This is a genomic window from Desulfonatronospira thiodismutans ASO3-1 (assembly GCF_000174435.1).
Classification (GTDB): Bacteria; Desulfobacterota; Desulfovibrionia; order Desulfovibrionales; family Desulfonatronovibrionaceae; genus Desulfonatronospira; species Desulfonatronospira thiodismutans.
The window spans coordinates 237,254-250,180 of record NZ_ACJN02000003.1; the positions used below are offsets into that span (position 1 = coordinate 237,254).

At 50.3% G+C, this 12,927-nt stretch carries 14 protein-coding genes; 7 read left to right on the top strand and 7 right to left on the bottom strand.

All coding sequences use genetic code 11. The annotated features are described in order from the left end of the window. Positions 1-253 precede the first annotated feature (253 nt). Complete coding sequence (locus DTHIO_RS12850) at positions 254-880, bottom strand: L-threonylcarbamoyladenylate synthase (protein ID WP_040418691.1); 627 nt, start codon at positions 878-880, stop codon at positions 254-256. A 156-nt stretch (positions 881-1,036) separates the two neighbouring features. Here DTHIO_RS12850 and DTHIO_RS19920 point away from each other — a divergent pair, with 156 nt between their 5' ends. Next, positions 1,037-1,507, top strand: coding sequence for a hypothetical protein (locus DTHIO_RS19920; protein ID WP_008870706.1), 471 nt, complete (start codon positions 1,037-1,039; stop codon positions 1,505-1,507). Here DTHIO_RS19920 and thpR read toward each other — a convergent pair. The 3 genes from thpR to DTHIO_RS12870 are packed head-to-tail and all read right to left on the bottom strand — an operon-like array spanning position 1,504 to position 3,038. After that, positions 1,504-2,073 (bottom strand): RNA 2',3'-cyclic phosphodiesterase, encoded by a 570-nt coding sequence (gene thpR / locus DTHIO_RS12860; protein WP_008870707.1) that lies wholly within the window; start codon positions 2,071-2,073, stop codon positions 1,504-1,506. The two genes, DTHIO_RS19920 and thpR, sit on opposite strands and share 4 nt — an antisense overlap. Before the next feature lie 14 nt (positions 2,074-2,087). After that, positions 2,088-2,594, bottom strand: coding sequence for a CinA family protein (locus tag DTHIO_RS12865; protein ID WP_008870708.1), 507 nt, complete (start codon positions 2,592-2,594; stop codon positions 2,088-2,090). A gap of 18 nt (positions 2,595-2,612) precedes the next feature. Continuing rightward, positions 2,613-3,038: a DUF4079 family protein gene (locus DTHIO_RS12870; RefSeq protein WP_008870709.1), complete on the bottom strand. Its 426-nt coding sequence runs from the start codon at positions 3,036-3,038 to the stop codon at positions 2,613-2,615. A 359-nt stretch (positions 3,039-3,397) separates the two neighbouring features. Here DTHIO_RS12870 and DTHIO_RS12875 point away from each other — a divergent pair, with 359 nt between their 5' ends. The 5 genes from DTHIO_RS12875 to DTHIO_RS12895 all read left to right on the top strand — a co-directional run bounded on the left by DTHIO_RS12875 (position 3,398) and on the right by DTHIO_RS12895 (position 7,800). Beyond that, positions 3,398-3,937, top strand: coding sequence for a pyruvate ferredoxin oxidoreductase subunit gamma (locus DTHIO_RS12875; RefSeq protein WP_008870710.1), 540 nt, complete (start codon positions 3,398-3,400; stop codon positions 3,935-3,937). 14 nt (positions 3,938-3,951) lie between these two features. Continuing rightward, on the top strand, positions 3,952-4,236 hold the full coding sequence (locus DTHIO_RS12880; RefSeq protein ID WP_008870711.1) for a 4Fe-4S binding protein: 285 nt from the start codon (positions 3,952-3,954) through the stop codon (positions 4,234-4,236). A 64-nt stretch (positions 4,237-4,300) separates the two neighbouring features. Further along, positions 4,301-5,476 (top strand): 2-ketoisovalerate ferredoxin oxidoreductase subunit alpha, encoded by a 1,176-nt coding sequence (gene porA, locus DTHIO_RS12885; protein WP_008870712.1) that lies wholly within the window; start codon positions 4,301-4,303, stop codon positions 5,474-5,476. 40 nt (positions 5,477-5,516) lie between these two features. Then, the gene (locus DTHIO_RS12890; RefSeq protein WP_040418995.1) at positions 5,517-6,419 is read left to right on the top strand and encodes a thiamine pyrophosphate-dependent enzyme; all 903 of its coding nucleotides are present in this window, start codon (positions 5,517-5,519) and stop codon (positions 6,417-6,419) included. Positions 6,420-6,720: 301 nt separating this feature from the next. Beyond that, complete coding sequence (locus DTHIO_RS12895) at positions 6,721-7,800, top strand: phosphotransacetylase family protein (protein ID WP_008870714.1); 1,080 nt, start codon at positions 6,721-6,723, stop codon at positions 7,798-7,800. Between the two features lie 384 nt (positions 7,801-8,184). Here the strand turns inward: DTHIO_RS12895 and DTHIO_RS12900 are convergent, their stop codons facing one another. From DTHIO_RS12900 to DTHIO_RS12910, 3 genes are all read right to left on the bottom strand, one after another. Then, positions 8,185-8,706: a PilZ domain-containing protein gene (locus DTHIO_RS12900; RefSeq protein ID WP_008870715.1), complete on the bottom strand. Its 522-nt coding sequence runs from the start codon at positions 8,704-8,706 to the stop codon at positions 8,185-8,187. Positions 8,707-8,896: 190 nt separating this feature from the next. After that, positions 8,897-9,541: a TIGR04211 family SH3 domain-containing protein gene (locus DTHIO_RS19925; RefSeq protein ID WP_161598676.1), complete on the bottom strand. Its 645-nt coding sequence runs from the start codon at positions 9,539-9,541 to the stop codon at positions 8,897-8,899. A gap of 580 nt (positions 9,542-10,121) precedes the next feature. After that, positions 10,122-10,652 (bottom strand): hypothetical protein, encoded by a 531-nt coding sequence (locus tag DTHIO_RS12910; protein WP_040418695.1) that lies wholly within the window; start codon positions 10,650-10,652, stop codon positions 10,122-10,124. Positions 10,653-11,420: 768 nt separating this feature from the next. On the opposite strand from DTHIO_RS12910, the gene DTHIO_RS12915 reads away from it, so the two are divergent. Next, entirely contained in the window at positions 11,421-12,905 is a 1,485-nt protein-coding gene (locus DTHIO_RS12915) for a diguanylate cyclase domain-containing protein (protein WP_008870719.1), read from the top strand. Positions 12,906-12,927 lie beyond the last annotated feature (22 nt).

Consider the following 12,927-nt stretch of genomic DNA (forward strand, 5'->3'; position numbering starts at 1 on the left):
AAGGTCCGGGGGCTTTGCAAACTGGGCGTAAACTGTCTGAACGACGTAGAAAGCGTTGATCAAAACCGTAAAACACAAAACCTGATTCAAAGCATATTACAGAATATACCCCGGATATCGAATCAGTGTGTAGGTTTTGATTTACGCTTTCTTGGAGTGAGTTTTTACGTCCTGTTTGCAAAGTCCCCGGACCTTAATTAATAATTAATTATATCTTTCTTTCTGCACCCTGCCACCACGCGGCTCAACGCGGTCAACCATGATCTGTTTTGTACACCGTCTCCCACCCCCGCGATTCGAGATCCTGCCTGGATATCCTGCCTTCTCTCAAAATTTCAATTTTACCGCCCCCAAAAACCCTGACCAGGGTCGAGGGCAGCCCCCCCGCCGGGGCGTGGCCATGCTCAAAGACCATGTCCACCTTTCTAAGAAGCTCACTGTCCAGTTCTTCAAACACTGCGCAGGATTTTTCACCACTTATATTGGCGCTGGTTGCTATAAGCGGGGTCCCCGCGTCCAGGCAGAGTCTCGCCGCATCCTGATGCGGTGTGACTCTGATGGAAACCATGCCCTGCTCATCCCTTACACCGGGGGCAAGCATATCCAGGGCCCGGCAAAGTATGGAAACAGGGCCAGGCCAGAACTGCCCGGCCAGCTCAAGACTTTCTGGATCCATGGCCACAAAACTCCTGGCCTGTTCCAGGGTGCCTGCAATGAGAGGAAATGGCTTGTGCACCGGCCTTTTTTTCAGCTCCCTGATTTTCTGCACCACTGCCTTGCTGGTCCCGGTTCCGCCCATGCCCCACAAGGTTTCCGTAGGGTAGATTAGAATTTTTTCGGATTTAATAATTTGAACCGCTTGAAAAATTGACCCACTCATATTAAATTCCATTTAATAACTTCCGATAAAGGTAATAACAACCCGGCCGGCAAAAGTCTTGAACAAAGGATTTTTTCATTGTTGGCAGGAAAGTTGCTTTTTTAATTTCAAAGGCAAGAGCCTGGGTAATATTTTCCACCCACGAAAGGAGCCGCCATGAAAATCAATTCAGAATACCAGAACCAGATAAATCAAAGCCAGGAAAGCACTCAGAAAAAGAAGCCTGCTGAAGAATTCTCCAGGATGCTGGACCAGGAACTATCCAGAAGCACCGGTGCCGGGCAGGGGGAAAAGGCTTCAAATACAGCCAGGGCGGATATGCTGCATCCTGCCCAGCTTCTGGGGAATTCCATTCTAACCCAACAAAAGCAGGAACCTTCTTTTATGAACCAGATGGATGATCTTCTTAGCAAGTGGGAAAATTATGCCGCTGAAATGAACTCCCCGGAATCCAGCCTCAAAGAGATATACGGCCATCTGGAGCACATCCTTGAAGGCGTGCGCGAAATGAAGGACTCAAAGTCCTTTGAGGACCAGCGCCCCGAGCTCAGGTCCCTGGTGGAAGAACTGGAAGTCCTGGCCACAGCCGAAGTGGTCAAGATAAACAGGGGGGATTACCTGGCTTAACCGGCACCGGACCGGTGCAGCGGCTTGTGCGCCAGGACGCTGTATTCCGGTCCTGCGGGGGTAAGGCGGCTCTGCCAGAGATTGATCCGCTCCGCGTTGAACTCGGGCCAGCCCATATTTTCCACGTAATCTGAAAATTCTTTCCAGGGATCATCAGCCACGAAATTCTTTATCCGGGCCAGGGTAAGATGGGCCTTGAAAGGCCTTTTTTCCGGCTCAAACCCAAAGCCCTCAAGCTCCTTTTCCAAAGTACGGGCCAGGTTCATCAGCTTCTGCACCTCCCCGTCGACTCCAAGCCAGGCCACCCTGTACTGCCCAGCGCTTCCGAAATACCCGCTTTTGCTTCCCTGAAGACAGAAATCTTCAAATTCAACCCGGTCCAGGCAAACCTTTACCTGGGGCAAAAGATCGTCCTGCACTTCCCCCAGGAACCTGAGGGTAATATGCCAGTTCCCCGGCCTGGTCCAGGAAAGCCTGGACCTGAACCTTTTCTTCCATTCATTGCGTGCCTGCCCGAGCATCTGCTGATACACTTCCGGCAGGGGAATTCCAAAAAATATTCGCATAACTTTGTTTTCCGTTACCTCTTTGCGGCTTCCAGGTTCATATCCTGCAAATAATCCACAAGTCCCTGAACAGCGTATTCAGCAGACTGCATTTTCACCTCTTTCCTGCTGCCCTGAAACAACTTTTTCTCCCCACGGGTCCGGCCCAGAACAAACCAGCCAAAACATACAGTGCCCACGGGCTTATCCTGTGTCCCGCCACCGGGGCCGGCTATCCCGGAAACAGCCAGGGCCGCTCCTGCCCCGCAAAGACCGGCCGCGCCCCGGGCCATGGCTTCGGCGCATTCAGGGCTTACCGCCCCGTAAGCATCCAGAAGTTCCCGGTCCACATTCAAAACAGAGATTTTAAGCTCATTACTGTATGCCACCACCCCGCCCAGATACCAGTCTGAACTCCCGGGCTCATTGGTGATAAGATGCCCTATGAGTCCGCCGGTGCAGGACTCGGCAGTAGCCAGCATGATACTCTTCTTCTTCAAAATATCCGCCAGCAGGCTCATGTCTGATTGCACAATAGGCATTAGCAGACACCTTGTTTATCAGTTAAGCAAAAAATTCTCCACGATGGGCCAGCCTGTGTACACCTGGTAAAGGGCAACCCCCAGAAGAAGGACATTGTTCGCCGCATGCACCAAGGGCAGGGCTGTCCTTCTGGCCTTGCGCCGGTCCATGTAGGTTCCGCTGACGTAGGCTATGAGCATAAGCGGGGTCATGACCATGGCCCCCTGGTTATGATCGGCGAATATGCCCATCATGCCCATTTCAGCATTTACGGCCATCTTGCCCACCGCCAGTCCCAGGAGCCAGCCGATGATCACCCACCTGCCCATGACCACGTGCCGCTTCCAGTTGAAAGGCACCCTGTGACCCAGGTGAGCGCTTCTGAACCTTTGCAGTCCCAGATAAAAAACATAAAATGCGCCTATAGTCACCAGGGCCTGAAGAATGGGATGAATCCAGAGCATAAAGTCCTCCTGCCGATACTGCATACGGCTTTTGTTCTTTATTACAATCACGACATACACATGAGCAAGGACAAATATTATGACAATCCACTTAAATTTACCTTAAAATGAGAAAAAATTACAGTAAGTTGAAAAAATTTAATGAAACCCTGGATTAATTTAAAATTTTAGGTTAATATTGACAGTTCTGAGCAGGACATAGCAATTTACCGATGCCAGAATGCCGTTCACCTGAAAGAGCTTCGTTCATGCTGGCTGTTTGCTGAAGGTTCTGCATATGTAATCGTGTTTGGACTTAAAAACAGCATAAATTCTAGTTTTTAATCCAGGTTAACCCTAAACTCAGGAGCAGTACAACTATGTGGGAAATCAGACTGCATGGCAGAGGAGGCCAGGGGGCAGTTACCTCGGCAGAGCTTCTGGCCCGCGCCGCTATTTCCAGGGAAAAATTCGCCCAGGCTTTTCCCAGCTTCGGCCCGGAAAGAAGAGGAGCACCGGTACAGGCCTTTGTCCGTGTGGACGACAAAAAGATTCGCAAAAGGGAAAAAATTTATCAGCCGGACATGGTCCTGGTCCTGGACCCTTCACTGCTGGATGTCGTCAATGTTGCTGAAGGACTCAAGGAAGACGGCATTGTTGTCGTCAATTCACCCCAGGACAGCGCAGAGCTCAAGCAGAAGCACAACTGGCCCGGAGCATACACAGTGGATGCCACCAAGATTGCCATGGACATTCTTTCCGTGCCCATCACCAACACCACCATGCTTGGAGCCCTGCTCAAGGCTTCAGGCATACTGGAACCCCAGGACATGGAAGAGGTTATAATGGACCGTTTCGGACCCAAGCTTGGCCCCAAGAACTTTGAGGCCCTCAAAAAAGCCTATGAGCTGGCAAACTAAATCAGGAGTTGAATATGGCTAATCTAGCTTTATGCGCATGGGAAAAACTGGAACTGGGTACAGCCATCACCGAGCCGGGCAACGCAGCCCAGCTCAAGACCGGTGACTGGAAGACCCTGCATCCGGTGACTGACCAGGAAAAATGCATCAAGTGCGGCATGTGCCAGGTTTTCTGTCCCGAGTTCTGTATCCATGAAGACAGCGAGGGATTTTACCCGGCTGATCTTTATTACTGCAAGGGCTGCGGCATCTGCGCCAACGAATGCCCCAAAAAGGCAATCACCATGACCATGGGCTAAAGCCCGGGGTCAGCAGAATATGTACAGAAAAAATAATCATCCATCTTAAAGAACGGAGGAAAAAATGAGCAAGGCTATCGGGTTGGAAGTCTCGCTGGCCGTCGCGGAAGCGGTGAAGCAGGCCAACGTGGACGTTATTTCAGCCTATCCCATCACTCCTCAGACCCATATCGTGGAAGAGCTGTCGGTATATGTTGCCAATGGAGAACTGGATGCGGAATACATTCCGGTGGAATCCGAGCACTCGGCCATGAGTGCAGCCATCGGCTCCAGCGCGGCAGGAGCCAGGTCCTACACGGCCACTGCGGCCCAGGGACTGGCCTATATGCATGAAACCCTGTTCATAGCTTCGGGCATGCGTCTGCCCATAGTCATGACCGTGGCCAACAGGGCCCTTTCCGCGCCCATCTCCATCTGGAACGACCACAGCGACATCATGGCTGAACGGGATGTAGGCTGGGTTCAGTTATTCGGGGAAAACGGCCAGGAAGCATACGAACTGTCCATCATCGCCTTTAAGATCGCCGAAGATCACCGGGTGCTTCTCCCGGCCATCGTCAACATTGACGGCTTCATCCTGACGCACATGATTGAGCCCGTCACTTTCCTGGACCAGGCCAAAATCGATGAGTTCCTGCCTCCATTCAAGCCCGCCCTGACCCTGAACCCGGAAAAACCGGTGACCATGGGGCCTGTGGGCGTGCCTGAAGTATACACCGAATCCCGCAAGCAGTGCGAGCAGGCTCTATGGAATTCCCTGGAGGTTGTCCGGGAAGTGTTTGACGAATGGAAGCAGAAGTTTGACCATGAGTACAAGCTCATCGAGAAAAACGGCGATCCTCAGGGCAAGACACTCTTCATAACCATGGGTTCCCAGGGTGAAACCACCATGAACGCCGTGGAAGACCTGCAGGCCCAGGGCGAATCAGTGGGCCAGGTCCGCATCAGGCTTTGGCGGCCTTTCCCCAGGGAGGACTTTTTGCAGGCCATCAAGGGAGCAGAAAAAATTATCGTCATTGACCGGGCCTTGAGCCCCGGCGCGTACAGCGGACCTGTGGCCCAGGAAATCCTGGCCCTTCTTTATTCCCAGGAGACCAGGCCCAGGGTGTACAACGTAATAGCCGGCCTTGGCGGACGCGACGTGACCGTCAACGACTTCAAGGAAATGTATGCCCAGGCCCAGAAGGACAGCCTGGATCCAAACTATACAATATGGGGGGTTTGTTCAGATGCTAAATAGTAGCGCCCTAGAAAACTTGGAAAAAATAACCCAGAAAAACATGCCCAGAGAGGACATGATTTCTCCGGGTCACAGGGCCTGCCAGGGATGCGCCGAAGTCCTGGCCATGGCCATGGTCATGAAAGTGGCCGGGCCCAATACCATTGTGGCCAACGCCACTGGATGCATGGAAATCATCACCTCGCCCTTTCCCCAGACCGCCTGGAAGATTCCCTGGATGCATGTGGCCTTCAACAACACCTCTGCCGTGGCCTCGGGCATTGAAGCCGGTATAAAGGCCCTGGAAAGAAAAGGCAGAATTCCCGCCAAAAAGCCAAACATCATAGCTGTAGGCGGCGACGGGGCCACCTTCGATATCGGGATTCAGGCCCTGTCCGGTGCCCTGGAGCGGGGACACAACTTCCTGTATCTCTGCCTGGACAACGAGGCCTACATGAATACCGGAGTGCAGCGCTCCAGCGCCACGCCCCTGGGAGCCATGACCACCACTTCCCCGGTGGGATCAAAGTTCCAGGGACAGCAGACCTGGAAAAAAGATATGCCCGGCATTGCCGCAGCGCACAATATACCTTACGTGGCCACTGCCAACCCGGGATTTCACCTGGATCTCATGAACAAGGTGCAAAAGGCCCTTGCTGTTGACGGTCCGGCTTATCTGCACGTCTACTCCGCCTGTCCCACAGGCTGGAGGAGCAAGCCCGAAAAGAGCATAGAGATCTCCAAGCTGGCGGTGCAGACCAATATCTTCCCTCTCTACGAGATAATCGAGGGCAAGCTGACCATCACCAAGAATATCAAAAAACCCAAGCCGGTGGTTGATTACCTCAAGACCCAGAGAAGGTTCGCCCACCTGAAAGAAGACGACCTCAAGTTCATTCAGGAACAGACAGACGCCAACCTGGCCAGGCTGAAAAAGCTCGAGGCCGATTCCAGTCCTGAATAAATTAAAACTGCAGGCTCCGCCGCCCGGAGGATAAATACAGCCCGGGCGGCGACCCGCATGCAATTTTTATCCTCTCCATTCCTGCTCAATCCCTTCTCAGCTATTGACATTTTCCTTTTTATCCTGTTGGATATTCAGGGTTATACAGGGGATTTTTAACCCGGCATCCAGCAATCAGCATGCTGAATCAGCATATCTGGCTTGTTTCCTCCCCTTTTATGATTTTATTCACAAACTTGTGTTTGCAATTTTTTTCTTTATAAGGATAAAAAAGGGATAACAATTAAGGAGGAATTTTACTATGGTCGGACTTTATATCGGATCTACGCACGGCTTTTCCGGCAAGAACCTCATCACCCTCGCCCTGGGCAAAAAATTCAAGGACGACGGGATCAAGATCGGGTACATGAAGCCTGTTGGTGCTGTACCAAGGGAAATTGAAGGCAGGATGGTGGACGAGGACGCTTATGAAGCCCTGAAATTTTTGGACATAAAAGTGGACGATCCGGCCTCTGTTACACCGGTACTCATATCCCAGGATTTCATGCAGAAAGCATATACCGGCGAATGCCTGCTCTACATGCAGGACATAAAAAAGGCCTTTGATCAGCTTCATAAAGACAACGAGCTCATGCTCATCGGAGGCTCGGGCAGCTACCTCTACACCGGTAAATACTGCAACCTTGACGGTATGAGCATAAGCCGGGCCCTGGGTTCCAAGGTGATTCTCATTGACCGCTACAAGCAGGAACTCAATTACGACTACCTCATTGCAGCCAAGGAAATGCTTGGAGACGACCTGGTGGGTGTAATTCTAAACGACGTCCCCGAAAATTTCATGCGCGAAGCCAAGGAATATGTAACCCCCATGCTGGAGCACAGGCAGGTCAATGTACTGGGGACAATCCCCCACGATCCCCTGCTCAAGGCTATCAGTGTTGGAGACCTGGCCAAGGAACTCGGTGGCAGGATCATCTCCATGCAGAGCAAATCGGACCAGGTGATTCAGAACTTTCTCATAGGCACCATGCAGATTGAAAACTTTATGGCCCATTTCCACAAAAACAAGAACTCTGCGGTCATAGTGGGCGGTGACCGTTCAGACCTGCACCTGGTGGCCATGGAAGGCAACTGCCCCTGTCTGATCCTCACCGGCAATATTTACCCCAACGATATCGTTCTCACCAGGTCCGAAGTCCTGGGCATCCCGGTTATAGTAGCTCGTGAGGACACCTTCACAGTAGCCCAGAAAATGGAAAAGATCCTGAACCGCACCAAGCTCAGAGAAGAAGTCAAAATCAAGCAGGGCTGCCAGGTGGTAAACGACAACCTGGACTACAAAACCCTGTACAAGAACCTGGGCATACAAGGCAAAGGATAGCTTTTTTCAGCATCACAAAGCCTGAGGACACTAAACATCCCTTTGTCCATCAGCTTCAGAACAAAAAAGGGGCGTCTCATCAAAGACGCCCCTTCCTTATTGTTCCCACGCTCCGCGTGGGAACATTCTTCGGACGCTCCGCGTCCAAAATGACCGCGGGAGCGCTCAGGCTAATCCGCAATTCTTTTCCTCTTATTCCAATCTGCAATCAAGATGATCTTAATGTTTATCACTACAAACCCTTTGGCAATGCTTTTCTTATCTGCGGAGATCTGCGCAATCAGCGGCCAAGATTCTTTGCCTTTGATGTTATCAGTTGCATGAAGAAGAAAGATGTTAGCCGCTGATCTACGCTGATAAAATCATTTTGATAGCAATCTAGAATTACTTCTGCAGACAATACACTTCCAGCTTGTCCATCTGGAAATTTGCTTCCTCTACGAATGAACTGCCGACTTTCACGCCGTTTTCATTCTGTTCAATATGCTCTGCTCTGCATTTCAGCCGAAAAAGGGTACTGTTGCCGGACAGGTATGAAATCACTTCAAACTCGGACTGCGGCTTTGCAAACTGCATACCTCCGTTCTTTCCAGCAGGTACCACCAGCCTGAGACCTCCCCTGGAAATATCAAAAATTGTGGTGGATATATATCTGCCCATGTCAAAATCTTCCCCGTTGCCGCCATTCTGGGTCTTTTCATACACCAGTGCCGGAATCACCACCTTCTTCCGGGCAGACTTTCTTTTCTCTTCCAGCTGATCATAACCATTTCGGCTTTCAAGGTATTTGGTAAAAATATGGTTCAAAAGAGTGCTCAGGCTGAGGCTGTTTTTTTTTGCCAGCATCTCGAGCTTGTCCAGAATATTTTCTTTAATATAGACTGTTTTTTCCAGATAGCGGGTCATCTTGTCTCCTCCATTTATCCCCGGATTATGCATCACCAGGATTGTTCCTGATTATCAGCTGTTGACGCACCTGGGGTAACCATTCAGGGGGTCCTTGGTGCTGACTGATGGCCGGTACCTGCCCCCCTGAATGGTTACCACCTGGAACTAAACGGTCAAGTTATGTCTTTAAAGTGGCTCACCCCGGGGATCAGTAGGTAAATCTTCTGGCCTGTTTTCTCTGTACCCTGCCCAGGATAAAGCCTATAAGCGCGGTGAAGGCTATGGTGCCGCCCCCGGCCAGGAACCAGTACATGTTCTTTTCCGTGCGCAGCTCCTGGTTTTCCTGTTCAAGGTCCATGATATGCACTTCTTTCTGCTCCAGGGACCTGGTGGCGCGCTCCAGGTCCTGCTTGATACCGTCAATGTTCCCGGAATCCTCCAGCAGGGTCTGGTATCTCTTTGTCAGCTCACTCAGTTCCTGTTCCAGGGTCATAAGTTTTGTCCTGACTTCACTGTTTTCTTTTTCCAGATCAGCGGCCTTTTGTTCGCTAACCGGAAGCCTTTCCTGCAATCGGCTGATGTTTGATTCCAGCTGACGGATGACCATTTCCCTCGGTGTCCTGTCCATGGCATACTGTTTCAGCACCCATCCTTCATTGCCGTCAGTGATGCGGACACGGTAGTAGTCTCCGGACTCCTCCAGGACCTGAAATGAGGTGCCCGATGGCAACATCCTGACCACCCTGTGCTGGAGGCTGGGGCCGGTACGCATGGTGATGCTCAGCTCATCAGTGACATATAGGGTTCTTCCCTGAACCTGGCTGCACAAAAGAAAAACAAGAATCAATATCATTGGAATTATTTTGAAGAACATTATCCTGAGCCTCTTTCTTTAAATTTCGGACGATATTTTATCGTTTCCGAAACTTTGTCAACATACATTTGCAAAAAGTAACCATTCAGGGGGTCCTCGGTGTTGATTACTGGCACAAGGCCCGGGACTGTCCCGCACTTATTTTTTTAATGAACAATTGACAGATGTAAGCGTTAGTTGTGACTTACTCCTGAAACCTTGTCACAAAAAACAAGAAAAATTTGAGCCATGACGGGGTTTAGCACTTGGCACTGGGACTGTTTCATTTTTGGACACTAAGCTCAGGTGCTCTCCCCGCCGCGCATGCGGCTGATGCCTTTTCCTTGCGGGTTCTTATTCCCGCAAGGAAAAAACATGCTTCTTCAATCTCTTTTATCTGTGTCAATCTGTGTGATCTGTGGGCTAAAAACTCTTTTCTTATCTGGGTTGCGGGCAAAGCCCGCCTTGGAAAATAAGTGCGGGAATGTCCCCAGTCACGCCAGAGGCGTGATTCCGGCACCAGCCCTGAATGGTTACTGCAAAAAACTTTCTGGAGGCGCATCATGGCGGACCCGTCGGGCTACTGTGTAAGGTACTGACTCAGCTTGTCATGACTGTCCGCCGGGGCTTGCACAAAGGAGCCTCCAACCTTGAGGGTGTAATCGTCCCTGGAGGCGTAATGCGGGATGCACTTGAAGCGGGAAAGTTCCTCCGATCCTGAAAGATAACAGATTACCTCATACTCGGACCTGGATTTAAGGAACTCGATTTTACCCTCCCTTTCCAGGGGAAAGGCAAGACATATGCCCCCAACGGAAATATCATAGACCGTGGTGGCAAAGTACCTGCCCACATTGGGATCATCTGACCCTTCATAAACCATGGCCGGCAGGACAACGCTTTTTCTTCTGAATCTTCTTTTATCATCAGCTTTCATGTCTATAAATTCCTTTTCCTGGATATAATCATTGAGTATACTTTCCAGGAGAACACTCGGGCGTAGATTTTCCTGCAGGGCGACAAGATTGAGTTTATGGTGCAATTCTTCCTTGATGTGAACTCTTTTTTTGCTTTGGCCGGCCATTCCCTGCTCCTCCCATAAATATTTCATTCCAGATGTACCTGAAAAAAGTCGGGGAATGAAAAATTCAGAAATCAACAATCTACATAACTCTTTGATTTCACTGATCTCTGAACTCTGATCTCTGACGTCTGTGACTGCAAAATTGACTTTTTGCAGTCACATCATTCCACGCCACCCGAAATATCATAGGAAATTACATGCCAAATATAATAACCTGTTATTTTCCTTATGGTTACGATTATTTTCAGCACACAGGCCAGGCCGGAATGCATAACTGTCTGCAATTTGAGGACATAGCTGATATGTAGCCATTCAAGGGCGGTCGGTGGTGGCTAATGGCACAAGGCCAGGGCACTGTCCCCGCGTAACCCATCAGGGGGGAGACATGCCAATTTGCCTGTCTGCCATGCGGGTAATGCCTTGCTAAGGATCTTTGTTCTTCAAAACCGTGGGTGCGGAGCACCCCAGTGAAGCCTGTAGGCTTCCCGTGCCTAAGAATTTTTTTTGGCACTGGCAGCCTTGGGCTGCACACGGGCGGCTCTGCCGCTCACGGCTGGGCTGGGGAGTACGCCTCAGGCCTATTCCCGGTGGCGATTGCTGGCACCCCCTGAATGGTTACGCTGATATGACTGCAAAAATTCTTTTCGCAACCACATCAAGGATGATTGGCATGTTTAGAGAAATAAGTACGGGGAGAGCCAGTCCCCCTCCGGGCTGTATGCCTCCAGGCAGGAAGCCATGCCACATGCAAATGTCTGAACTGTTCTTTAGCACAATTCTTGAATAGGGAACTCAATGGACAATAAAAAGCAGGCAGAAACCGATAAAAATTCTCCGTTTTCATCCAGGCCTGTCGTCAGGCTGGAGGCTCCGGTTCTTCCCCACTATGTCAGAACTCTCCTGGATGAACTGGAACTGAGCATCATCCTGCTCAATGAAAACGACCGGATTACTTATATAAACCAGACAGTCATGGATTTTCTGGGCCTGAAAGAAGAGCAGCTTCAGAGTCTACGCGAGTCCCCCTTTTACCTGCTTGGGCCATTAAGCCATATCTACGAATCATACAAACAGAAAAAAGTCCCTCAAAAGTTCGAATATATCCCTGTAAACCTTGGAAACGACAGGCAAAAATATATATCCGGATTTATCAGACCTGTTTACAAGGATGATTTTTTCCTGGGCACCCTGTGCACTTTTCTGGATATAACCGACCTGATCCAGTCCAAGGATTTTCTGATAGACTACTTCTTAAGCCTTGAGAGCACCCTGGCCAGAAAAACCAAAAACCTGGTCAAGCAAAACACCAAACTGCAGCAGGAATTAAAAAAGCACTTTGCCGACAAAAAGGAACTATCCAGTTCCCTCAAACACATGCAGAAAATATTTCACAGACTCAATTACGGGACATGCAGGTTTACGCCTGACGGGATGCTTCTGGAAGCCAACAGGGCACTGTCTGCCATGCTTGGATTTTCTTCTCCCCAGGAACTTATGGATGCAGTAAACCTCCAGGGATGGGAAATTTTTCATGACCAGGAATTATGGCAACTGACCACTGAAGAAATTATTAAAAGGAAAAAAATCATCCGCATCGAAGCCCAGCTGAACCTGAAAAAAAAGACTGCCCTCTGGGCCGAGATTTCAGCTTTCTCCGTAACTACAAAGCGCGGACAAACCGTTCTGGATATGATTTTTTCGGACATCTCCAAAAGGAAGGAAAACGAACTGCTGCTTTACAGCAAGTCCACAATGGACCCCCTGACCGGCATACCCAACAGGGCCCTCTGGAGTGACCGCCTGGACCAGACCGTAAAAAAAGCCAGACGATACTCAGAGAGCTTTGCAGTAATCTACTTAGATCTGGACGGCTTCAAGGAGGTCAATGACCGTCTGGGACACGAATACGGGGACAAGGTTCTCATAACCGTGTCCAGAAGACTGCAGAAAAAAATAAGGGAATCGGACACCCTGGCCCGCATCGGCGGAGATGAGTTCTGCATTTTGGTAAACAACATCAAAAAGGCCAACCTGTCCCGCATGGCCCGATCCATAATAGACAGCCTGACCAGACCCATAAAGGTCAACAAGTCCCAGCCGCAGGTGGGCGTAAGCATCGGTATATGCCTGTTTGACGATCCGGACCTGACTTCAGCAGAAATCATGCACAGGGCGGACAAGGCCATGTACATGGCCAAAACCCGGGGCGGGAACAGATATATGATCCACGGTAACGATGCGTCCGGCCAGCAAGACCAGCCAGAGCCTTCAAAGATGTGACAAAAATGTCTTCAGGGTGGTT

Bases quoted from the DNA above. Each gene is read 5' to 3' on its own strand.
- DTHIO_RS12850 (WP_040418691.1), bottom strand. From the start codon at position 880: ATGAGTGGGTCAATTTTTCAAGCGGTTCAAATTATTAAATCCGAAAAA.
- DTHIO_RS19920 (WP_008870706.1), top strand. From the start codon at position 1,037: ATGAAAATCAATTCAGAATACCAGAACCAGATAAATCAAAGCCAGGAA.
- thpR (WP_008870707.1), bottom strand. From the start codon at position 2,073: ATGCGAATATTTTTTGGAATTCCCCTGCCGGAAGTGTATCAGCAGATG.
- DTHIO_RS12865 (WP_008870708.1), bottom strand. From the start codon at position 2,594: ATGCCTATTGTGCAATCAGACATGAGCCTGCTGGCGGATATTTTGAAG.
- DTHIO_RS12870 (WP_008870709.1), bottom strand. From the start codon at position 3,038: ATGCTCTGGATTCATCCCATTCTTCAGGCCCTGGTGACTATAGGCGCA.
- DTHIO_RS12875 (WP_008870710.1), top strand. From the start codon at position 3,398: ATGTGGGAAATCAGACTGCATGGCAGAGGAGGCCAGGGGGCAGTTACC.
- DTHIO_RS12880 (WP_008870711.1), top strand. From the start codon at position 3,952: ATGGCTAATCTAGCTTTATGCGCATGGGAAAAACTGGAACTGGGTACA.
- porA (WP_008870712.1), top strand. From the start codon at position 4,301: ATGAGCAAGGCTATCGGGTTGGAAGTCTCGCTGGCCGTCGCGGAAGCG.
- DTHIO_RS12890 (WP_040418995.1), top strand. From the start codon at position 5,517: ATGCCCAGAGAGGACATGATTTCTCCGGGTCACAGGGCCTGCCAGGGA.
- DTHIO_RS12895 (WP_008870714.1), top strand. From the start codon at position 6,721: ATGGTCGGACTTTATATCGGATCTACGCACGGCTTTTCCGGCAAGAAC.
- DTHIO_RS12900 (WP_008870715.1), bottom strand. From the start codon at position 8,706: ATGACCCGCTATCTGGAAAAAACAGTCTATATTAAAGAAAATATTCTG.
- DTHIO_RS19925 (WP_161598676.1), bottom strand. From the start codon at position 9,541: ATGATATTGATTCTTGTTTTTCTTTTGTGCAGCCAGGTTCAGGGAAGA.
- DTHIO_RS12910 (WP_040418695.1), bottom strand. From the start codon at position 10,652: ATGAAATATTTATGGGAGGAGCAGGGAATGGCCGGCCAAAGCAAAAAA.
- DTHIO_RS12915 (WP_008870719.1), top strand. From the start codon at position 11,421: ATGGACAATAAAAAGCAGGCAGAAACCGATAAAAATTCTCCGTTTTCA.